Source organism: Bacillus sp. SIMBA_008, from assembly GCF_046535495.1.
In the GTDB taxonomy this organism is placed as follows: Bacteria; Bacillota; Bacilli; order Bacillales; family Bacillaceae; genus Bacillus; species Bacillus subtilis.
Genome location: NZ_JAWRWL010000007.1, coordinates 95070 through 118603, shown reverse-complemented (window position 1 = coordinate 118603; position 23534 = coordinate 95070). Strand labels below are relative to the sequence as shown.

The 23534-nt window shown below is 45.9% G+C and carries 11 protein-coding genes and 1 pseudogene; all 12 read right to left on the bottom strand.

The window, feature by feature from the left end:
* Positions 1 to 2: 2 nt before the first annotated feature.
* Positions 3 to 785, bottom strand: coding sequence for an enoyl-CoA hydratase (locus SB658_RS19905; protein ID WP_128422257.1), 783 nt, complete (start codon positions 783 to 785; stop codon positions 3 to 5).
* A 20-nt stretch (positions 786 to 805) separates the two neighbouring features.
* Complete coding sequence (gene ldeG / locus SB658_RS19900) at positions 806 to 1705, bottom strand: hydroxymethylglutaryl-CoA lyase (RefSeq protein WP_017696501.1); 900 nt, start codon at positions 1703 to 1705, stop codon at positions 806 to 808.
* Between the two features lie 14 nt (positions 1706 to 1719).
* Positions 1720 to 1941 (bottom strand): acetyl-CoA carboxylase biotin carboxyl carrier protein subunit, encoded by a 222-nt coding sequence (locus tag SB658_RS19895; protein WP_014476962.1) that lies wholly within the window; start codon positions 1939 to 1941, stop codon positions 1720 to 1722.
* Positions 1942 to 1955: 14 nt separating this feature from the next.
* The gene (locus tag SB658_RS19890) at positions 1956 to 3290 is read right to left on the bottom strand and encodes an acetyl-CoA carboxylase biotin carboxylase subunit (protein ID WP_086343898.1); all 1335 of its coding nucleotides are present in this window, start codon (positions 3288 to 3290) and stop codon (positions 1956 to 1958) included.
* A gap of 9 nt (positions 3291 to 3299) precedes the next feature.
* Complete coding sequence (locus tag SB658_RS19885) at positions 3300 to 4949, bottom strand: AMP-binding protein (protein ID WP_144500558.1); 1650 nt, start codon at positions 4947 to 4949, stop codon at positions 3300 to 3302.
* A gap of 43 nt (positions 4950 to 4992) precedes the next feature.
* Positions 4993 to 6135 (bottom strand): acyl-CoA dehydrogenase, encoded by a 1143-nt coding sequence (locus SB658_RS19880; RefSeq protein ID WP_024572330.1) that lies wholly within the window; start codon positions 6133 to 6135, stop codon positions 4993 to 4995.
* 51 nt (positions 6136 to 6186) lie between these two features.
* Positions 6187 to 6488 (bottom strand): annotated as a pseudogene (locus SB658_RS19875) (DUF5367 family protein).
* Positions 6478 to 6630: a hypothetical protein gene (locus SB658_RS19870; protein WP_128484044.1), complete on the bottom strand. Its 153-nt coding sequence runs from the start codon at positions 6628 to 6630 to the stop codon at positions 6478 to 6480. The pseudogene SB658_RS19875 and the gene SB658_RS19870 overlap by 11 nt, the downstream one beginning before the upstream one ends.
* An 83-nt stretch (positions 6631 to 6713) precedes the next feature.
* Positions 6714 to 8246 (bottom strand): glycoside hydrolase family 10-like protein, encoded by a 1533-nt coding sequence (locus tag SB658_RS19865; protein ID WP_144500557.1) that lies wholly within the window; start codon positions 8244 to 8246, stop codon positions 6714 to 6716.
* A 132-nt stretch (positions 8247 to 8378) separates the two neighbouring features.
* Positions 8379 to 8771, bottom strand: coding sequence for a DUF1360 domain-containing protein (locus tag SB658_RS19860; protein ID WP_003231518.1), 393 nt, complete (start codon positions 8769 to 8771; stop codon positions 8379 to 8381).
* Between the two features lie 110 nt (positions 8772 to 8881).
* Entirely contained in the window at positions 8882 to 12721 is a 3840-nt protein-coding gene (gene ppsE, locus SB658_RS19855; RefSeq protein ID WP_410602165.1) for a plipastatin non-ribosomal peptide synthetase PpsE, read from the bottom strand.
* A gap of 7 nt (positions 12722 to 12728) precedes the next feature.
* Positions 12729 to 23531, bottom strand: coding sequence for a plipastatin non-ribosomal peptide synthetase PpsD (gene ppsD, locus SB658_RS19850; RefSeq protein ID WP_410602164.1), 10803 nt, complete (start codon positions 23529 to 23531; stop codon positions 12729 to 12731).
* Positions 23532 to 23534 lie beyond the last annotated feature (3 nt).

The following is a 23534-nucleotide window of genomic DNA, read 5'->3' as shown; positions in this document are numbered from 1 at the left end:
TTTTATATTCCCTTGTATACGGCCCGTCTTTTTTCTTGAAAGGCCTGAAGCCCTTCTCTCCTGTCTTTTGTCGGGATGGTTTGTTCATACGCTTTTTGTTCAATCGCAAGGCCTGTAGCGAGATCTGTCTCCAATCCTCTATTGATTGCAAATTTAGCCTGACGGACAGCGATCGGCCCGTTGGCAGAAATGGCTGCGGCCAGTTCCTTTGCTTTTGGCATAAGGTCACAAGGAGCCGTGACATGCTCTACAAGGCCGATTTCTTTTGCTTCGTGTGCGGTCACGCGTCTGCCTGTATAAATGAATTCTTTTGCTTTTCCTCTGCCAATCAGCCGGGGCAGCCTTTGGGTCCCTCCAGCGCCCGGGATAATAGCTAACCCTGTTTCCGGAAGTCCCAGCACAGCTGATTCAGTTGCGATTCGAAGGTCGCATGCCAATGCCAATTCTAGTCCGCCGCCTAATGCGCTTCCATTTATCGCAGCTATGACCGGCTGCGGCAAGGCATCAAGTAAAGCCGCCGTTCTTTGAATGAGAGATACACTTTCCAGAACCTGATCTTCTTTCAGTTTTATCCGTTCCTTCAGGTCTGCCCCTGCACAAAACGCTTTTTCACCGGTGCCTGTGAGGATGACACAGCGGATGTTTGAGTTGAATTCAATTTCCTGAAGAATAATTTGCAGGTTTCTAAGCATTTCCGCTGAAAGAGCATTTGCTGCCTGAGGCCTGTTTAAGGTGATCAACGCAATATGTTCATTTTTAACAGTAAAAAGAATAGAGTCTCCCATTGTATGCGTCCTCCCTTTTATCAAGATGATTTAAACACCTGTAAATTTCTGCTCGGCAGCGGTTTGCCCATCTTTTCTTCAATCCATTTGGCCGCAGATAGCAGTTTTTCGAGCTTTACATTTGTTTTGATATCCATCTGTTCAAGCATGTACACGATATCCTCAGTTGCGGCGTTTCCTGATGAACCTGGCGCATATGGGCATCCCCCAAGCCCGCCTGCCGAGCCGTCGAACACCGTTATGCCCATTTGGAGTGCTGTGACCATGTTGGCCAGAGCGGTTCCTCTCGTATCATGAAAATGCAAGGCAATTTGATTAGCCGGGAATCGTGCCAAAAGAGCTTCAAGTACAGTTTCCACTTGGGCGGGATTAGCCGCTCCAATCGTATCTCCAAGCGACAGTTCAGAAATTCCAAATTCAAATAGAGCTTCTGAAAGGCGAATGACTTGTTCAATGGGGACATCTTTTTCGTACGGACAGCCGAATACAGTCGAGAGGTAGGCTCTTGTTGTGAGGTTTGCTTTTTGTGCGTCGTTGTTTACTTGTTTGAGTATATGAAGGGATTCAGAAGTGGATTTATTGATGTTTTTTCTGTTGTGCGTCTCGCTGGCGGACATAAAAACGCAAGCTTCGTCAATGCCTCCTTCAAGCGCATTCTCCAGTCCTCTTTGATTCGGGACAAGTGCCGCGTACGTTACCCCTTTTTCACGGTTGATGCCCTTTGCTACGTCGATAGCATCTCGAAGCGCCGGAATCCATTTCGGGTGAACGAAGGATGTGATTTCAATATACGAAAGCCCTGTCCGGGAAAGCTGGTTGATCCAGGTTATTTTATCCTCTGTTGCGATCCATACGGGCTCGTTTTGTAAGCCGTCACGCGGGCCGACTTCTTTGATTGTCACTTTTTTAGGATATGACATGGTCTTCCTCCAAATTATTGAGTGGAATCGCTCAGTTCGAGCAGTACGTCTCCTTCATTTACAAAGTCGCCTTCATTTTTTTTGACTTCTTTTACGATTCCGCTTCTATCTGCAACGATCGGGATTTCCATTTTCATCGATTCCAAAATGGCTACCTCCTGGCCCTTTTCGATTTGGTCGCCGGCTTTGACGTGGACTTTCCACAGGTTTCCTGCCATTTGTATGCTAACCGTCATGACAACTGCCTCCTTTATAGGTGTTGTTTCAAAAAGTCAGTCGTGACATCCCCTTCTTTAAATGCCTTTGTTGCCGCAGCCTGTATGAGAAGCGGAAGATTTGTTTTGATTCCCTCTACACGATAGTCGCGAAGCGCTGTCTCTAGTTTTTCAATTGCTTCTGTTCTGGTTTGGCCTTTGACAATCATCTTAGCGATCATCGGGTCATAAAAAGGGGTAACGGTGCTGTCTTTTGCTACCGCACATTCGTGTCTGACTCCTTTTTGGTCAGGAAGTGAAAACGCAGTGATCGTACCTGGTGACGGGAAGAAGGTCTTGGGATCTTCCGCGTATATTCGAACCTCTATCGCATGCCCGTTCCGTTGGATGTCTTTTTGGGAGAATGTGAGTGTATGGCCCGCAGCAATTCGCAGCTGCTGCTCAACTAAGTCCAGGCCTGTTATTTCTTCAGTCACGGGGTGTTCAACTTGCAGTCTCGTATTCATTTCGAGGAAATAAAAATTTTGCTTCTGGTCAACTATAAATTCGATGGTGCCTGCGTTCGTATAGCCGATTGCCTTCGCTGCTTTTACCGCTGTTTGCCCGATCTTCATTCTTAGTTCATCGTCTACAAATGGAGACGGTGCTTCTTCAATGACTTTTTGGTGGCGCCTCTGAACAGAGCAATCACGTTCAAACAGATGTACTGTATGGCCGTGTTGATCGGCCAAAAGCTGAACCTCGATGTGACGCGCATGTTCAATAACTTTTTCTATATACATCGACCCGTCACCGAAAAAATCTGCTGCGCGCTTTTTGTTTCCCTCGTACGCTTTTTTTAATGCTTCTTCATTTTCAACACGCTGCATTCCGATGCCGCCTCCGCCCGCTGAAGCTTTCAGCATGACAGGATAGCCGATTTGACTTGCGGTGCGGCAGGCTGCCTCTATATCTCCGAGGGATTCAGAAACGCCCGGCACCACAGGGACACCTGCAGCCTCCATTGCTTTTCGCGCTTCAATTTTGCTGCCCATCTTTGCGATGATATCAGGGGAAGGTCCGATAAACACGATGTTTTCTTGCTTGCAGCGTTCAGCGAACCGGCTGTTTTCTGATAACAATCCATATCCCGGGTGGATCGCGTCGGCATTTGCTTTTTTCGCCGTCTTTATGATTCTCTCTATATTTAAATAACTTTCACTGACTCTCGATTCCCCGATCAAATAAGCCTCTGTAGCGGCTTTTGTATGGGGCGCGTCCTTGTCTGCTTCTGAATAAACCGCGACCGTTTTAATGCCGAGACGGCTGCATGTTCGGATAATTCTCATTGCAATTTCTCCGCGGTTGGCGATCAGTACTTTTGTAAACATGATTTCACCTCATTGACTTGATGATAAGTTGAACATTTCAATCGTTTTTTCTCGCAGTTTATATTTTTGAATTTTGCCTGAGGCCGTCATCGGATAGTCATCCGTAAAAATAACATAACGCGGAATTTTGTGGCGGGCGATTTTCCCTTTGCAATAGGCTTTAAGCTCATCAGGTGAAACGCTTTTACCGTCTTTCAGTTTAATCCAGGCTGCAGCTTCCTCCCCGAATTTGGCGTCAGGCACACCAACCACCTGTACATCTAAAACAGCGGGATGCCGGTATAAAAATTCTTCAATTTCCCGCGGATAAATGTTCTCGCCGCCTCTGATGAGCATATCTTTTAATCTTCCGGTGATGCGGCAGTACCCGTCTTCATCCATGACAGCAAGATCTCCGGTAAACAGCCATCCGTCATGATTGATTGCTTTTCTGGTCGCTTCTTTGTCTTTATAATAGCCTTTCATGACGTGATAGCCACGGGTGCACAGTTCTCCCTGCATGCCTCTTTGAACTTCTTGACATGTCCCAGGTTCTACAATTTTCACCTCAGTATGTGGCAGGGCGCGGCCGGTTGTTTCGACTCTTCTTATGAAGGAATCATTTGCTCTCGTTTGTGTAATGACTGGCGAGGCTTCGGTTTGTCCATAGGCGATCGTAATGTCTTTCATGCCCATCCTTTCAATCACAGCTTTCATCACTTCACTTGGACAGGGAGAGCCGGCCATGATTCCTGTTCGGAGCGTCGATAGATCATATGCATCAAAATCCGGATGATGCAGCTCGGCGATAAACATGGTAGGCACACCATGGAGCGCTGTGCATTTCTCTTTTTCTACCGTTTTAAGGACGGTAACGGGATCAAATTCTTGCACGGGTATCATGGCTGCCCCGACGGATACACATGCCAAAACCCCAAGCACGCATCCAAAGCAGTGAAAAAACGGAACCGGGATGCACATGCGGTCTTGAGAGGATAAAGCCATACATTCAGCGATATTGGCAGCGTTATTGATGACATTAAAATGGGTCAGCATCACGCCTTTTGGAAACCCTGTCGTTCCTGATGTGTATTGCATATTAATCACATCGTCTTTATCCAGGCTGTTCATTCTCTCTTCAAGCTCAGCATCTGTCACTGTTTTCGCCAATATCTCTGTATCGTCCCAATGATACATGCCAGGCAACCGTTTATTGCCAATATAGATCAGCGTTTTTAAAAAGGGATAGCGTTCAGATTTCAGTTGGCCGGGCTTTGCTTCTTGCAGTTCTGGAATTAAACTGCTCACGATGTCTGGATAAGAAGTGCCCCTGTATGAATCCATGATGATAAGCGCGGCGGCATCCGATTGCTTTAACAAGTAATCAAGCTCGTGTGCTTGATAATTGGTATTGACGGTTACGAGCACGGCTCCGATCTTTGCAGTTGCGAACTGGACGGCAAGCCATTCAGGGATATTAGAAGCCCATATGGCGACGTGATCTCCTTTTCCAATCCCCATCCGCATGAGACCTTTAGCGGTTTGACGGCAAAGATTGTCAAATTGGGCGTACGTATAGCGGATATTTAGGTCTGGATAAACAACAGCATCTCGATCGGGATGCGCTTCAGCTGTTTGTTCCAGCAGCCTGCCGATTGTGGAATGGATGAGTTCAGCCATTGATTGTTCCTCCTTTCTTAATGATGGGAAAGCGTTTACATTTTTATTTTAAAAGCTGTCTGGCGATCACGAGACGCTGAATTTCAGATGTGCCTTCACCGATTTCCATTAATTTTGCGTCCCGCAGCATCCGTTCCACCCCATACTCTTTCATATAGCCTGAACCTCCATGGATTTGAATGGCTTGATTGCAAGCTCTTGTCGCCATTTCAGATGCGAATAGCTTGGCGTACGCCGCTTCTTTGGTGAACGGGCGGTTATGGTCTTTCAGCCAGGCGGCTTTTAACACCATTTGCCGTGCCAGATCAATTTCCATCGCCATGTCAGCAAGCTTAAATTGAATCGCTTGAAAGGAAGAAATCGGCTGTCCAAACTGCTTTCGTTCTTTCGCATATGCCAATGATGCGTCAAGGGCCGCTTGAGCAATGCCGACTGCAAGAGCAGCGATGGAGATTCGACCACCGTCCAGCGTATATAGAAACTGTTTAAACCCTTTTGTTGGGTCGCCGAGTAAGTTGGCCGCAGGCACTCTTACATCCTCAAGCAAAATTTCCGCTGTATTCGAACCGCGGACGCCCATTTTATCGTACGGGCTCGTAATCGTAAGTCCTGGTGTGTCAGTTGGCACGATTAATGCGGAGATGATGTTTTTTCCATCTTTGTTTTTGCCTGTTACTGCAGTCACAATAACTGTGCGTGCGTAGCTTGCATTAGTGATCCAGCACTTTTCACCGTTGATTACATACTCGTCACCATTTGAAATCGCTTTTGTTTGAGTGCCTCCTGCATCTGAGCCTGCATTTGGCTCCGTCAGGCCGAATGATCCGAGTGCTGTGCCTGAAGCCAGCGGCGTCAAATGCGTCCGTTTTTGCTCTTCTGTTCCGAAGTAGTATAGAGGGCTTGCGCCTAGCGAGACCGCTGCAGCATAGCTTAATCCAGTACTGCCGCAGGCTTTGCCGACTTCTTCAACCGCTAAGGCATATGAAATCGTATCACCGCCAGATCCGCCGTATTCTTCTGGAAATGGAATACCCATCAGACCGAGTTCACCCATTTTTTTAAATGTTTGCATCGGGAACTCGCCTGTTTGATCTACATGTTCAGCGTGAGGAGCAATTTCTTTTTTCGCAAAATCTTTTACCATTTCACGCACCATTTGTTGTTCTTTTGTCAGCTCAAAATTCACATCGTTTCCTCCTTCACATCTTTGTAACATCCTATTAGGCGAGTTCTATAATCATTCCCTGACAAGAAAAGTCTGAAAATTAAAACTGAATCCGTAGGCGCATACCATCCATATCGCAAACGCAATAACTTGGCCCTTTGATAAAGCCGGGAAGATGAGGGGAGATTCCAAAGGGAAATCGTATCCATCAATAAACCGACCGCTGATCCCCATATACCTAGCTTGATCACCGCGAACTGTGATTGATCGAGTTTTTGATAGAGAAAGAACACAAGGCATAAAACAAGAGCGGTGCCCGCTTCCAAGAGAAGAAAGTTCGTCAAAAAGGCTTCTTCAGCCGTATCAGTCAACACAGCATCTTCGAACAGCACAAAAAATAATGTGGCACCTAACCAGACGAGAAATGAAAACGTAAAACACGTCCTGTACGTGTTTCTCTTCGATTTTACTTAGTACTAGCTTCTCAGATTCCAATAATGGAAAATGTCCAAACACCGCCTACAGGGGTTTACCATCGTTTCCTGTCTCCAAAATCACTTTTAAAAAAAGACGACTTAGAAAGCCGTCCTTCTCATTTCTTATTTTGTTGTTCGTTTGGAAGCCTTGCTTTCGTTATGAAGCCGGTCTGCTGAAGTGACATAATACGTATATTTCTTGTTAGGATCTGCCGTGTTATCTAAGAAGGTTTGTTGCTCATGTGTTTTTCTTTGCGTTGCCAGCAATGTTCTCTGCTTTTTCCCTTCGGCTCTGTATATCGCATAATAGGCTGTTTCTTTCGTTTTTTGATTTGATGGGTGATCTTTAATCTGCAGAAGATTGCCGTTTTTGTCTTCGGTGACTTTCGTAAGCTTCGGTTTTTTTGGGGCGGTATTGTCAAGCCAAGGCATTTGCGGAACCAGTGCCGGCTTGCTGTAAAGATCGGCGATGAGCCTGTCTTTGATGCCAAGCGGATTTTTGTTGAGGTCCTTGAGGCTGAAATGCATGCTTCCTTTCACCAGTTCAAGCTGGCGGTTCAAAGTGATTTGCCGCACATATTCCTCAGGGTCGGACCAAGGCGGATCAAAATTGTTATTGATTTTATATGCTGCCTGGCCAATATATAAGTGAACAGGCCTATTTTTGACTTCATTGCTCCACCAATCAGCCAGCACGTCGTACGCCGCTGCGTTAAAGCCGATACTCCAATAAATTTGCGGAGCAATATAATCGATGTCGCCTTCTTGGATCCAACGCCTTGTGTCTGCATATAGATCGTCATAATTTCTGACGCCTGCTTTTGTATTCGATCCGGTCGGGTCATCTGCGGCGTTTCTCCATACTCCAAAGGGACTGATGCCGAATTTGACATACGGTTTTGCAGCTTTAATTGTTTGGTTGATTTGTTTGACAAGCTGGTTCACATTGTCCCGCCGCCAGTCATCGATATTAGAAAAAGCGTCTTTTCCGTATTGTTCGTACTGTGCTTGATCAGGAAATTCCTGTCCCGCTATTTTATAAGGGTAAAAATAATCATCCATATGAACAGCATCGATATCATAATGTTTTACGACTTCTTCAATGCCTTTGACGATAAAATCTCTCGCTTCTGGAATGCCTGGATGATAATACAGCTGGTTTCCATAGGCGGCAACCCAATCTGGATGTTTCCTTGCCGGGTGATCCTCAGACAATTTATTAAGATCTGTATGATTCATTGTAATACGGTAAGGATTAAACCACGCGTGAAATTCCAAATTTCGTTTATGGGTTTCTTTAATTATAAATGCAAGAGGATCATAGCCCGGGTCCTTCCCTTGGACACCGGTTAAGTATTCCGACCAAGGCCCGTAAGCTGACGGATAAAAGGCATCAGCCATCGGTTTAATCTGAACGATAACGGCATTCATTCCCATTTTTTGCACATCGTCCAGCAGTTTGATATACTCCTGTTTTTGCTCTTTCACAGATAACCCTTTTTTGGACGGCCAATCAATATTTAATACGGAAGCAATCCATACGGCTCTCAGCTCTCTGTCAGACTGCGCATTGGCCATAAACGGAACGGAAATGACAAACGTTCCGATGATCAAGCTGACAAGGAAACGGACAATCGACTTTTGGCAAACCTTCATTCTGTTTCTTCTCCCCCATTACATCACTTTCACTCGCTATTACGGTATTCCCGGGCTATAAAAGGGTGATTAACAGAATGTCTATCTCACTAAATAAACGAAAAAAGTCCTAAAGCATGTTGTGAACCGCTTTTAGGACTTTTTATCATTCATCATGGTTTGCAAACTTTTTAACACGTCAATAAGTTTTACGCCGACACCGACAGCCGTTTCAAGGATCGCTTGTGCTCCGGCAATGGCTAAAATAAAGATCAGCGGTATTGCAATACGAGGCAAAAAAAGATAGCCAAGTCCGATCAAGATGGCACACCAAACACCGGCACACCAGTAGCAATTGAGCATGTATCCAAAGTTAGAAGCCGGCACGCTTTTTTCATCTACATGCCCGTTTTGATCAACAATCCTTTTCTTTTTCATAAAAGGTTTTCGGATAAATTCTGTGATTTTGTCAAATACAATCAAATGTGTCAGCCTGTAACTGGCTAGAATCAGCATGATAAAAGTTAGAAAAGAAAGACGGTCCATTGAGAAGCCTCCAAGAAAAAGGATGATGTTATCATTCCCAAGTGTCCCTTATCCATTCTTGATACAAAAAGAAAGACGGACAGAGAATGGCCTCTGTCCGCTAATCCGCTTTATCGTTTGTGCAGTATTACTTGATTTGAAGTGATCTTTTCTAAAATGTCGAGGATGATGTCAGCATTCTTTTCAGCATATGTTCCTTCCAGCATGTCTTTATGAGCGCCAAAACCCGTGTACGCACTATAGTTTCCGCAGGCGCCTTCCCATTTCGTTAAGCCTGTATGCCCGCTGGTTTCGGGGTGGATTCCAGCTTCGATGAAATGAATGCTTGCTTTGATGTGGCCTTCATTCAGCAATTGTGCCCAATATTCCTGATAGTTTCTTTTTTTCTTCATCACCTTTTCTCTGACTGCTTCAGGCAGATATGCTGCAGATTCGTCATTCCCGGTATCGATAGGCAAAGGCTGTTCTTTTAGATAAGCGTCCACGATAATGAAGTCACTGACTTCTAATCCTTTGCGCTCCATAGCCTGTGCCACTTCAAAAGCCAGGTTTCCGCCAGCAGAGTAGCCTAATAAAACGTATGGGCCCTCAGGCTGTATGTCCGTCATGCAATTAACATATTGTTCAATGCGGGTGTCTTGTTCAATAAAGTGAAACCCGTATACGGCTGCCTTCTCATTCAGTAATAAAGCAAGGTCTTTAAAATAAATGCCAAATCCTGATATCGGCGGGAAGCAGAAAAGATTTTGCGCGCCGTGCTGGTTCAGTTTGATCACATGCTGTTCATTTGCCGCTGTCAGCTGTTTAGAATAAAGTTTCTCGGCAAGCTGAGCAATTGTCGGATGTTCGAACAAGAAATCAATCGGTATGTCAATGTTCTGCTGATGTTTTAGTGTATGTATGACTTGCAGTGCTTTTAGTGAATGTCCGCCAATAGCAAAGAAGTCATCATCAATACTGATTGTGTTAACACCGAGAACTTGCTTCCAAATGTTCGCTAATTCTTCTTCAACCAAGTTTCTTGGCAATATGATGTCCTGTCGTTTGGTAGGCTTATTTTCTGGAATAGGCAGCGCGCTGCGGTCTATTTTTCCGTTTCCGGTAAGCGGCATCCGCTCCACACGCACCCAGTGCTGCGGGATCATATAGTCTGGAAGCACACGCGCCAAATCGGCGCGAAAATCCGTATCTGTTTTTTTGTGATCGCCGACGTAATGAGTGTACAGCTGCGCCTCTCCATCTTTTTCTCTCAATGTCACTGCTGCTTCTTGAACGCCTTCCATTTCTAACAGGCGCGCTTCTATTTCGGCAGGCTCAATTCGTTTTCCGCGGATTTTCATTTGCCTGTCAATTCTGCTGATGTATTCTAAGTTTCCATCAGGCAGCCAGCGCGCCAAATCACCGGTACGGTATATTCTTTCTCCAGACAAGAAAGGATGAGGAGAAAAAACAGCATTTGTCAGGTCATCTCTGTTCAAATAGCCTTTAGCGACACCATCACCGCCAACACAAAGCTCGCCGGGAACGCCTATTGGCAAAAGACGTCCTTTTGTATCTAAGATGTAAGCGGTGCTATTGCTGATTGGTTTTCCAATCGGAATCGGCCCCGCATAGTCTCTCTTCATTTCAAAAAAGGTTGAAAAAGTCGTGTTTTCCGTAGGCCCGTAAATATTATGAAGCGCGAGATCTGGACAGGCGTGTCTGACAGCATTCATCAGAGCAGGAGAGAGTGCTTCTCCTCCGACATATAACGTATGGAGTCCGCGAAACATGTCAGCTCGTACCTGTGCCAGCTGATTAAAAAGAGCTGTCGTTAAAAATAGCACTGTAATGTCATTTTCAAGCAAATACGCTCCAAACCGATCAGGTGTCAGCATTGTCGATTTATCAATGATATGAAGGCTTGCGCCATTTAAAAGTGCCCCGAACATTTCAAAGGTGACGGCGTCAAAGCTGATAGATCCAGTCATAATAAACCGGTCATCACCGGACGCAGACGTGTAATTGCTGTTTCTGACAAGGGACACGACATTGCGATTCGTGATCATGACCCCTTTCGGCCGGCCTGTTGATCCTGAGGTATACATGATGTACGCAAGATCATCCGGGCTGGAGCTGATATTAATAGGGAAATCGTTCTCTTCCATCAATCCCTGCGCATCTGAAATGATACATGTTCCTGAGAACGCAGCATTTTGCTCCAGCCCCTTTTGAACAATCAGCATTTTTGCTTGCGTTTCCTCAAGCATAAAGCTGACTCGTTCAGGCGGAAGCTCCGCATCAAGCGGGAGGTATGCTCCCCCTGCTTTTAATACGGCAAGCACACTGATCATGAATTCGGGAGAATGTGCAGCCAATATTCCGGCTGTCTCGTTTTTCCGAAATCCCTTTTGAATTAACTCTCTGGCGAGCGCATTAGAGCGTTTATCAAGCTCTTTATACGAAATAGACATATTGCCATACACAAGTGCGGTATGGTCTGGCGTCTTTTCTGCTTGTTCGCGAAATAAATCGATAATTGTATGATTCTTTGGATACTCCGTTTTTGTATTGTTGAACTGTGTGACAATCTGCTCTTTTTCTGTTGCATCAAGAAAAGAAAAATCAGCAATTGGCATATGAGGGTGCTGTGCAGCTGTGCTAAGCGCTTGCGTAAATTGCCTCTTGATACAGCTGATCCAGGCAGCATCGTAAACGAATGCATTATAGCTGAACTTGATGACAAGCTCTTCGCCGGGAGCAACGACAAGATTAAAGTTATATCCTGATTGCTCGGATACTTGAACTTGATCGATTTGCAGCGGTGAATCGGTTTGATCAGCGGAATCGGCGATTTTCTGCTGTAACGGATAGTTTTCAAAGACGATAATGTGATCAATCAGTTCCTGTTTTAATGCGGTGTTTGCCTGAATATCAAATAAAGGCTGGCAGGTAAACGGCTCAGCTTCCAGCATTTCTTTCTGGCAGCGTATGAGCAGCTCGTGAAACGTTTCGTCTTGATGTGTTTTAATTCGAATCGGTATGGTATTGATAAACAACCCTATCATTTGCTCCACGCCCGGGATTTCTGACGGTCTTCCTGATACAACTGCGCCAAACACAACGTCGTCTGTGCGATTATATTGCTGCAGCATCACACCCCAGACCGCCTGAATTAGGATAGCGAGCGTGACGCCGTGTTGTTTGGCAGTCTCTTTCAGCTTGTCTGTCAGTGGTTTATTTAATGAAAATATCAAATCTTCACGGTGATAACCTTCTTTTGTTTCTTTATCAGACACACGAGGCAGAGGTGATGGAGTGCTGTAGTTTTTTAAATAGGTATCCCAGTAGGCCGCTGCTTTTTCTTTGTCTCGGTTTGTCAGCCAGGAAATATAGGTACTGTACGGACGGACAGGGTCTAATGAAAGCGGTTTTCCTGTATGAATCGATTGATAAATTTGCATAAATTCCTGCATAACGATACCTAGGCACCATCCGTCCATTAAAATATGATGGTGACTCCAGATACAGACATGCTCATCTTTAGCTGTTTTGAATAGAGAAATCCGCATCAGCATGTCTTTTTGCAGATCAAAGCCTTTTTGCTTGTCCTTCTCTTTAAAGCGTTCAATATACTCATTCTGGTCGTTTGTTGGCAGATGAGAAATGTCTTCGCTGTTCAAATGGAATTCACGTTCTGTCATCACGACTTGCCGAGGTCCCGACAAATGCGGGACGTGCGGCAAAAACACGGTTCTGAAAATATCATGGCGGTCGATAATGGCTTGAATGCTGCGCTGGAACCAGTCATAGCTGAGGCTTCCTTTAATGGTGAAGAGCGACTGCTCAACATACGCCCCCTCCTCTTTACGGAGGAAGGAATGAAACAGCATCCCTTCCTGCATATGACTCAGAGGATAAATGTTCTTGATTTTTTTAATGGTATTCATAGTGTCTGCACCTTTCTTCACGGATTCATTAGTGAAAACTGAGCATATCAGCGATCTCTTGCAGGGCGTCCTCGGTCAGTTCTTGATCATCAAAATCACTGATCGTCTTTTCTGTTTCGCTTTTGTTCTGGCAGTGTTCGATCAGCTGTAATAAAAATTGACGGCATGTTTCGCTAAGCTGTTCGATGGTTTTGCGCTGAAAGCGGGCATTGTCATAAGTCATATTGACAGTCAATTTTCCTTCTGCAGCGATTGCGCTGATATCCAGCGACTGTTCACGGTTCCATGTTGTGCTGATATCACCTCCGGCACCCAGCGGAGAGAATGAGAAGGCGTCCTCCTCAGGTACTTCAGCTGTGCGGCCGCTTTCAAATTGACCAAGATAATTAAAGCTGATTTCTGGTGCACCTGTGAAATTGATGTCTTTTTTGCCAGGCGGAGTCAAATATTTGATGACACCGTAGCCGAATCCTTTGTCAGGTACACGTCTCAGTGTATCTTTTGTTGTTTTTAGCACATGAACCATGCTTTCTTCCGAATCTGGCAAGTCTGCGTTCAGTTTAATCAATAACGGATAAATGGCGGTAAACCATCCAATCGTCCGGCTCACATCTATTCCTTTTAATACATCCTCTCGCCCGTGGCCCTCTAATGATAGTTTGAAGGCGGATTGATTGGTCCAATGGCGCAGCGCAAGAATGACAGAAGCGAGCAGCATGTCCTGCGTATCAGTGTTATATGCGCTGTTGGCGTCTTTTAAGAGTGCTGCTGTCTCTTTATCGTTTAAGGTAAACGAAATTGTGGACCGTTGTCCCTCGTGTGCTCTAGTTCCATCGATTTGATCAAAAGACAATGCCTCTGTTTGATACTCTTCGGCTTCGCGCCAATACTTGAGCTGTTTCATTAGCTGCTGGCTTTCAGCGTAGTCAGAGAGCTTTTTCGCATACGCTTTAAACGAGCTTGTTTTAGGCGGCAGTTTGATATCCTCCCCGCCAGCAGCTTGGCGATACCCTAAAGCCAAATCTTCAAGCAGAACCCGCCATGAAATGCCGTCAACGACGAGGTGATGAGCAGATAAAAATAAGAAATCACCGTCAATTGTGTGGAAAAGACCGGCTTGCAGCAGCGGACCATTCTTCAAATCCATTTTCTGCTGAATATCAAGTACATGGCGTTTGATAATAGGCTCATACGCTCTATTTCCATCAGTGCATAAATCAATCATCTCAAGGCCGTACAACGCGTCGTCCGAATGACTGAGCGGCCGATTATATTGATCCCACTTTCCTTGTTCATTCTGTGTAAACACCATTCGCAGCGCATCATGATGACACGTTATTGCTTTTAACGTTTTGCGCAGTGCGTCTTCTTGTACAAAGGTACTTCGATGCAGCATTACGGACTGATTAAAATGGTGTTTTTCTTTTATATCTTGAGAAAGAAACCATTTTTGAACAGGCGACCATTGTACGTCTCCCTCAACCGCAGCTTGGCTGGAACTTGTATCTGAATCACGGATATAAGCTGCCAATTCTTGAATGGTCGGATGGCTAAACAAATCTTTCACTGCCATTTGCTTGCCTATCCGGTGAAGCCGCGCAGATACCTGTAACGCTTTGATTGAATCTCCGCCAAGTTCAAAGAACGAATCAGCTGTTCCGATCTTTTCTGCCCCCAGTACTTCTTTCCATATATCTGCCAGTATTTGCTCCATTTTGCTGGCTGGCGGGAGGAATGGACGTTCACCTTCGTGGTTGTATACAGGTTTTGGAAGTGCTCCGCGATCCAGCTTGCCGTTTGGTGACAATGGAAGTGAGTCCAGTTTTTCAATAAACGCAGGGTGCATAAACACCGGCAGCTTGTTTTGTAATTCTGAGCGTACAGCATTTGTGCTCAACTCTGGTTTTGTCACCACATAAGCACTTAATTCGGTTTGTCCTGACGCTGTTTCATGAGCAACTACTGCGGCGTCTTTTACACCATTTATACACCGGATGACCGATTCAATTTCTTTCGTTTCTACACGGTATCCTCTGATTTTGACTTGATCATCGATTCTTCCGAGATATTCGAGTGTACCGTCGGCCATCCATCTGGCGGCGTCTCCTGTTCGGTACATTCGTGTTTCGGGTTTAAATGGATTCTGCGTGAATGCTCTCTCTGTCAGTTCTGGAAGATTGACGTACCCTCTTGCAAGCCCTGTTCCTGCTATACAAAGCTCTCCCGCAACACCGATTGGCTGAAGCTGATGATTGCTATTTAAAATCAGCACTTGAGTCCCGTCAATCGGCTGGCCGATGCTTACGTATGCCTGCTTTTCCATATGTCTCATGACGGTAGTCGCCACGCTGTTTTCTGTCGGTCCATATTCGTTGGCGAGTTCGGTATGCGGACATATAGCTAAGCTGCGGTCGATCAATTCGCGGTCAGCCGCTTCTCCCGCCAGTGTGACGACTCTAAGCGTCTTTACATCTTCCGGCTGCACTACGTCCAAAAGCGCTCGATATAAAACAGGCACAATAATCATATGTGTAATCCGTTGACGAGACAGCTGATGCTTAATGGCCAGAATATCCTTCGCTTCCTCTTCATGAAGCAAAACGGCTTTTGCACCTGACAAAAGCGGTGTAAACATACTAGTTAAAAAGCCGTCAAATGAGAAAGAAAAGAGCTGCAGGATGGCATCTGTCTCGTTGAATGCATAAGCGTTTCGCCGCCACAGAAGCGTGTTGGCAATACCTTTATGCTCGACCATCACCCCTTTTGGCCGGCCCGTCGTTCCTGAAGTATAAATGATATAAGCCAAATGATGGGCAGACGACACTTGCGGCAGCGGCGATTTGTCGTCTTCCTCTACGCTTTCTATCGTCAAGATCTCTCCTTCAAAGTCAGCAAGTACTCCTCGATCCGCTTCATTTATTGTCATCAGCAGTTTCGTTCCGCTGTCGCTAAGGATATAGCGTTTGCGTTCTGTCGGGTATTCAGGATCAATGGGAACGTAACAGCCGCCTGCTTTCCACACACCAAGTATGGCTGCTATCATACTGAACGAACGATGCATCATGATGCCTACTGGTGTGTCCGGCTTAACACCTCTGTTGCGCAATGCACGTGCGATTCCATTGGACCACTCGTCCAACTCTTGATACGTCAGTGTTTTGTCTCCGCTGACAAGTGCAGAAGCTTTTGGTGTTCGTGCAGCTTGCTGCTCAAACAATTGACTGATTGTTTGAACTCCGTATTGATTCGCTTGCCTGGTGTTAAACTCATTAAGCAGCTGGTGCCGCTCTTCTTGGGTCAGGATGTCGATATGGTTGAGTGTCACCTCCGGGTTTTTGCCGATGATGCTAAGTACATTTGTTAAATGCGATGCCCAGCGTTCAATGGTGGTTTTCTCGAACAATGCGGTTGAATATTCAAAAAGGAAATGAATGTTTCCGTCGCCCTCAGATGCCTGTAGTGTCAAATCGAATTTAGAAACGAGATGAGAAACTTGTGCCGGCTTCATTTGCAAATCATGAAGATACAATGGCTCGTAATCATTATTTTGAACAACTAACATCGCGTCAAACACTGGGTTCCGGCTCATATCTCGTGTCAATGCAAGCTTATCAACAAGTTCTTCGAACGGGTAATCCTGGTGCTCAAAGGCTTCCAATGCTGTCTCGCGCACTTCCTGCAAGTACTGTACAAACGGCTTCCCGCCCTCCGGGCGCGTCCGAAGCGCCAGCGTGTTCACAAACATGCCGAGTATCGTCTCAAGATCCTTGTGCGGCCGGCCGGCGATTGGCGAGCCGACGATGATATCCTCCTGTCCGCTTAAGCGTGACAAGAACGCGGTGTAAGCCGCAAGGAGCACCATGTACAGTGTGCTTCCGTTTTCTCGTGCCAGCTTGTGAAGGCCTGATGCAACCTCTGGTTCCAGCGTAAATGAGACCTTGTCGCCAGCGAAACTTCGCACCTGCGGGCGGGCATGATCAGCGGGGAGATCCAGCACAGGCAGCTCGCCCTCGAGCTGCTTCAGCCAGTACGCCTCCTGCGTTTTGTACGCATCTCCTGTTTTAAATCCTTCTTGCCATACGGCATAATCTTTATATTGAATGCGCAGTGCCGGAAGCTTCCGATTATTGTACAGCTCGCCGAATTCCCGAATCAGAATGTTGACGGAAACACCGTCTGAAATGATGTGATGCATATCAACCAGCAACAGGTGCCGCTCATCTGATACCTTTACGATTTGGGCACGGAACAGCGGCGCTTGGCTGAGATCAAACGGTTTGATAAATGCGGCTGCGGCCTCCTGTTCGGTTCGTTCGCCGAGAACTGTAGTCTGTAACGTAAACGGCACCTTGTCATGGATGCGCTGCACCGGATCGCCTCCTGCGTCCTGTTCGAAGGAGGTACGAAGCGACTCGTGGCGCTTGATCAGCTCTTTGAAAGCTCTGTCCATCCTTTCAGGGTTGAGCTCCCCTTCGAGCTCTAACACAGCCGGCATATTGTAGCCTGTCCCTCCGTCCTCCAGCTGCTGAAGGACATAAATCCGCTTTTGGGCAGAGGAAACCGGATAGGTTTCCTGTTTTTCAGCGGGCTTAATCGCTTCATATGGACTGTCCGTTCCTTCACGGATAACGGTAGCCAGTCCTTCTACCGTCGGATGGGCAAACACATCTTTTAGCGGCACCTGTACATCGAATTCTTTGGTGATCCGTGAGACAAGCGCCGTTGCTTTTAAGGAATGTCCCCCGCGGCCAAAAAAGTTGTCGTGAATCCCGACAGGGCCATTTTTCAGCACGTCCTCCCACAGCTGAGAAAGCTTCATCTCAGTCACGTTTCTCGGCGCTGTGTAGGTCTCCGCATCTGCCGCTCCGCCAGGAGCTGGCAGGGCGTTTCGGTCGAGCTTTCCGCTTGGCGTAACCGGCCACTGTTTCATTTCTATCATATAGGCTGGGACCATGTAGCCCGGCAACAGTCTCTCAAGCTGTGCACGCACTTCGTTTCTTTGGAGCCCTTCTATATAAGCGCATAATTCCGGCTCCCCGCTGTCTGTCCGTACGGTAACAGCCGCCTCTCTTACACCTTCTATATTTCTTAGTGCCGCTTCAATTTCTCCCGGCTCAATCCGGTAGCCGCGGATTTTTACCTGATCATCCGTGCGCCCGAGGAATTCAACATTCCCGTCAGGGAGCCAGCGCGCCACATCCCCTGTTTTGTACATGCGTTCCCCCGGGTAAAACGGGTCTTCTAGAAAACGCTCCTCCGTTAATGCCGGCCGATTCAAATAACCTCTGGCAACACCCGCTCCGGCAATGTATAGTTCACCGATACATCCAACAGGCAGCATCCGCTGATTATGATTCAGGATATATAATCTGACATGATGAACAGGTTTTCCAATTGGAATCCGTTCAAGTTTTTCTTGCGGCGGACAATCAAAGAATGCAGCTTCTACGGTTGCTTCCGTTGGCCCATAGGAATTGGTTATTGAAACATTTGGAAGCAACTCGTAAAATCGGGAGACAAGATGGGTCCCCAGCTGTTCTCCCCCAGAAAACACTCGCTTGAGTCTGTTTGTCTTAATCGGTACAGAGCGATATTTTATATGTTCTAAAAATGCATGGAGCATTGAAGGCACAAAATGCATAGCTGTGATCTTTTGTTCTTCTATGGCCTTCGCGATCACTTCAGGTTCTTTTTCGCCTCCCTGAGGAAGCAGATAAACAGAAGCTCCGGCATAAGGCCACCAAAACAGCTCCCATATTGAAGCATCGAATGAATATGATGTTTTGTGCATAATCATATCTGAATGCTTTAGCTGATAGCGGGACTGTAGGGAATTCAAAAAATTCACCGCTGATCGATGTTCAATTTCAACACCCTTAGGCATCCCGGTAGAGCCGGATGTATAGATGACATAGGCTAAAGATTGCGGGAGAACGTTCACATTCGGATTGGACAAACGATGTACCAGTCCGCTATTTGTCTGATTGAGATAGACAATCTCTCCTGTAAATGCCGGAATATGAAGGCTGGCAGACTGAAGCAGGAGAATGTTTGTACCGCTGTCCTCCAGCAGAAAGCTGATTCGTTCTTCCGGATAATCCGGGTCGATGGGCAGATAAGCGCCGCCAGCTTTAAGAATGCCATAAATGCCAAGCAGCATTTCAGGTGAACGCTTTCCTATAATGGCAACAGTCGTTTCGGGTTTTACCCCCCGTCCGATCAGCTCCCAGGCGATACGGTTAGCCTGTTCGTTCAATTCTTTATAGGTCATCACTCCATCTTCGAAGATAACGGCCGCCTGATCAGGCGTTTTTGTTGCCTGCTGTTCGAGTGCATAGTGGAGCGTTTGATTCATTGAATAGCCCGTCTCCTCAAACAGATGGCATGATTCAATGAAATCTCTCTCTTCTTCTTTTGTTAAGATTGGAATATCGTCCAATTCTGTTTCAGGACTGGCAGCTGTATGTTCCACAAGCGTGGTGAAAAGGCTGGCCCACCTTTGGATGGTTTCTTTCTCAAACAAAGCTGTACTGTATTCAAACTGACAGAAAAGCTCGGAATCATGCTCTGTAACGTATAGGGAAATATCAAATTTTGATATTGGGTGCTCCAAGTCGTTCCACTGAAGCTGTACATCATTCATTTTTAGCTTTTGCTGTTCCATATTCTGAAGGACTAGCGTTGTGTCAAACAAAGGATTCCGGCTCATTTCCCGCTGCACACCGAGTTTGTCCACAAGCTCTTCAAACGGGTAATCCTGATGCTCATACGCTTCTAATGCCGTCTGTCTGACTTCTTTCAGAAATTCCTCAAATGTCTTATTACCCGCTGGGCGTGTGCGGAGAGCCAGTGTATTGACGAACATCCCAAGAACAGCTTCAAGGTCGGCATGGGGCCGTCCGGCGATTGGTGAACCAATCACGATATCATCCTGACCGCTTAACCGAGACAAAAAGGCTGAATACAAAGCGAGAAGCGTCATATAAAGCGTGCTTCTGTTTTTATGGGCGAGCCGCTTTATGCGGGCCGTGATCTCTTTGTCCAATTGAAAGGTTACTTTTCCGCCTATGAATTGCCGTTCTGCCGGACGTCGTTTATCTGTTGGAAGCTCCAGTATAGGAAGATCCCCGCTAAACTGCTGCTGCCAGTAAGTCTCCTGCTTTTGGTACGAGTCTCCCTTTTTAAATTTCTGCTGCCATACGGCGTAATCTTTATATTGGATCCGCAATGGCTTAAGCTGCCGGTTTGCATAAAGATCGGTAAATTCTCGGATTAGGAGCTGAACGGATACACCATCTGAAATGATATGGTGCATATCCACCAGCAATACATGCTTCTCGTTTGACACTTCTATAAGGCCTGCTCTAAATAATGGCGCCTGGCTGAGATCAAAGGGACGGACAAATCCCTCGATAGTGGTCTCTTTACTTAACGTAAACGGCACTTCGGTGTGGATACGCTGAACCGGCTCGTCATCAGCTCCGGGTACAAAGGAAGTTCGAAGCGGCTCATGCCGACTGATCAGTTCTTTACATACAGCAGACAGTTTGGCGACATCCAGTGCACCTTCCAGTTCTAAGACCGCAGGCATGTTATAGGCGACACCCTCATCAAGCTGTTGAAGCACATAGATTCGTTTTTGGGCCGAAGATACAGGATATGTATCCCTTTTTTCTGCTGGTTCAATTGCTGCATACAAATTTTGTTCTGCCTCTCGAATAATTAAAGCTAATCCTTCAACAGTCGGATGAGCAAAGATGTCCTTAAGTGAAACTTGCACATGGAATTCCTTTGCGATCCGTGACATAAGCACTGTTGCTTTTAACGAGTGACCGCCATTGTCAAAAAAGTTGTCTTGGATGCCTATATGCCCATTCTTTAGCACATCTTCAAATAGTTGCGAAAGCTTTGCCTCTAACAGATTTCGAGGGGCAGTATATGGGTTTCCGCTGATTGAAGCATCTGGCTCCGGAAGTGCTGCGCGATCTACTTTTCCGTTTGGGGTAAGAGGTATGCTGTCAACCCATATCCATTTCGCCGGAATCATGTATTCTGGGAGCTCACTAGCCATATAACTGCGTAAATCTATTGCATTCAGCTTTTGTACACTGCAATAGTAAGCGCATAATTCATGTTCACCGTTTTGATCTTGCCAGATGAGAATGGCAGCCTCACTAATGTCCGGATGATTCATTAGCGTGACTTCGATTTCTTGCGGCTCAATTCGATAACCTCTGATTTTCACTTGATTGTCTGCCCGTCCGATATATTCGATGTTGCCGTCTTCAAGCCGTCTGGCCAAATCACCTGTCCGGTACATGATCACATCAGGCTTGAATGGATCGGATGAAAATTTGTCGCTTGTCAGTTTATCGTGATTGACATATCCTCTGGCAACACTTGCGCCGGAAATATAGAGTTCGCCTGGTACGCCGCATGGCTGAAGCTGTTTTTGATGATTCAAAATATATAGATCAGTACAGCCTATCGGTTTACCGATTGGCGGAAGCTCAGGAATAGGGTCTCCAGGATGAATGGTATACGTAGATACCACATGAGTTTCTGAAGGTCCGTAATGATTGTGCAGGTGTATGCCGCGTTCACGCAACACATCTTGGAAAAGGTCTGAAATCATTAATTGTTCCCCGGCTGCGATCAGGTGTTTGACGCCATCAGGAAACGAGTTCGCAAGTTCTCGCTCGCTGAAAATCATTTTGATAAAAGCAGTTGGGAGAAACACAATATTCGTCTGATGCTTGTTTATAAATGCAAACAGCTGAGGCACATCTCTTTTTATGGCTTCTGGCACGATGTGCAGTGTGCCGCCTTTCAGAAGCGCAGAAAAAATTTCTTGATAGCAGACGTCGAAGGAAGGTGTCGCAAATTGCAGAACATCTGCTTCAAAGTCAATGCCGGAGTGAGTATATTCGAATTTCAGCAAGTTAGCCATGTTTCGATGCTCAAATTGAACACCCTTTGGTTTACCTGTTGTGCCTGATGTATAAATCATATACAGCAGATCGTCAGCATTGTTGACTGACTTTATGTTACTGCCGTCTACTTTGCTTTCGATATCTTCTGGATGAGTGATAATGTAATTGTCTTCTAACGATGAGGAAAGATGCGCTTGTGAAACAACATGTGAACAGCCGCAATCATGCAGAATATAACGGATTCTGTCAGCAGGGTAATGCGGATCAACCGGAACAATGGCGCCGCCTGCTTTCAAGATACCAAGAACACCTGTGATAAACGCCGCTGAGCGTTCCATCATAATCGCAACGGGTTCCTGTCTCACAACGCCTTTCATTCGTAAATGCCGTGCCAATCTGTTAGCCGCTTTATTCAGTTCTCTGTATGTTAATGAGCAGGCTTGATCAATTACAGCATGAGCATCTGGTGTCTTTTCCGCTTGCTTTTCAAACATGGCATGGATGGTTTCGTAAACTGGTGTTTGATCTGTAATTTCTCCAATCAGCTGCCGCTTTTCAGTATCTGTCGTGATATCGATTTCTCCAGGTGGAAGATTCGGATTATTTAAGATTTGTGATACAGCATTCAGAAGATGCTCTTTGACAGAGAGCACAAAAGACCGATCGTGCTGCTCCGCATCATAGTTCATTTTGATATGAATTTCTTCCCCTGGCGCCACCATAAGATAAAAGCTGTAGTTGGTTTCATCTGCGACAGTGAAATTATGAATTTGAAAAAGATCAGAAGCATGTTCCTGTTTGTTCAGCATTTGAATCTCTTGCTGCACCGGATAGTTTTCAAATACGAGAATATGATCAATCAGCCCTTGCTTAACAGCTGAGCGGGATTGAATCTCATACAAAGGGTGGTAGCTGTACGCTTCAGCGGCAAGACGGTCTTTTTGCATATCTTTTATAAGTTGAAGAAATGGCGTTTTTGTCCCCTGCACCCGAACCGGCATCGTATTAATGAAAAGACCTACCATATGTTCAATGCCTTCGATTTCTGCGGGTCTTCCTGAAATAACAGAACCGAATACGGCGTCATCGTTATTATTATATTTTTGCAGCAGAATGCCCCAAATAGTATGAAAAATCGTACTGAGTGTCACTTCTTCTCTTGCAGCAAGCTCTGAAAGTCTGCTGCTTTCTTCCTTAGAGAATGAAAATGTAACGTGTTCCTGCTTGCTTCTTCCCTTTGTTTTTTTCTTCTGCTTCGGGAGCACGGTTTGCTGTTCGTGGCCGGAAAGATAATGGTCCCAATAAGAAACCGCCTGCTCTTTGTCTTGCTCCATCAGCCATTTGATATACTTTCCGTATGGCTGGACCGGCTCCAATGTTATAGGGGATGCATTTACATAAGATGCGTAAATATGCAGAAACTCCTTTAGCACAATGCTGAGGCACCAACCGTCCATCATGATATGATGAAAGGTCCAAATGCAAGAGTACTGGCTCTCTCCTGTTTGAATCAGAGCGATGCGCATGAGCACATCCTTTTGCAAATGAAACCCCCGGTCCCGGTCCTTTTCTTTCCATTGCTCGATAAACTGTGATTGCTCCGCCTCGTTTAAATGAGTAATGTCTTCTTCCAGGACGATGATATTTCGTTCTCTCAGAACAACCTGCTGGGGGGAGGAAACATTTTGGCTGATAAAAATCGTTCTGAAAATATCATGTCTTTCTACAAGAGCGTTGATGCTGTTTTGAAAAAACTGCGGGTTGACTTTTCCTTCTATTGTAAAAGAAGCTTGCTCAACATACGCCTGTGAATCTTTTTGCAGGAGGGAATGGAAAAGCATCCCTTCCTGCATGTAAGACAGCGGATAAATATCCTGAATTGAATTCGCTTTTGTCATGTT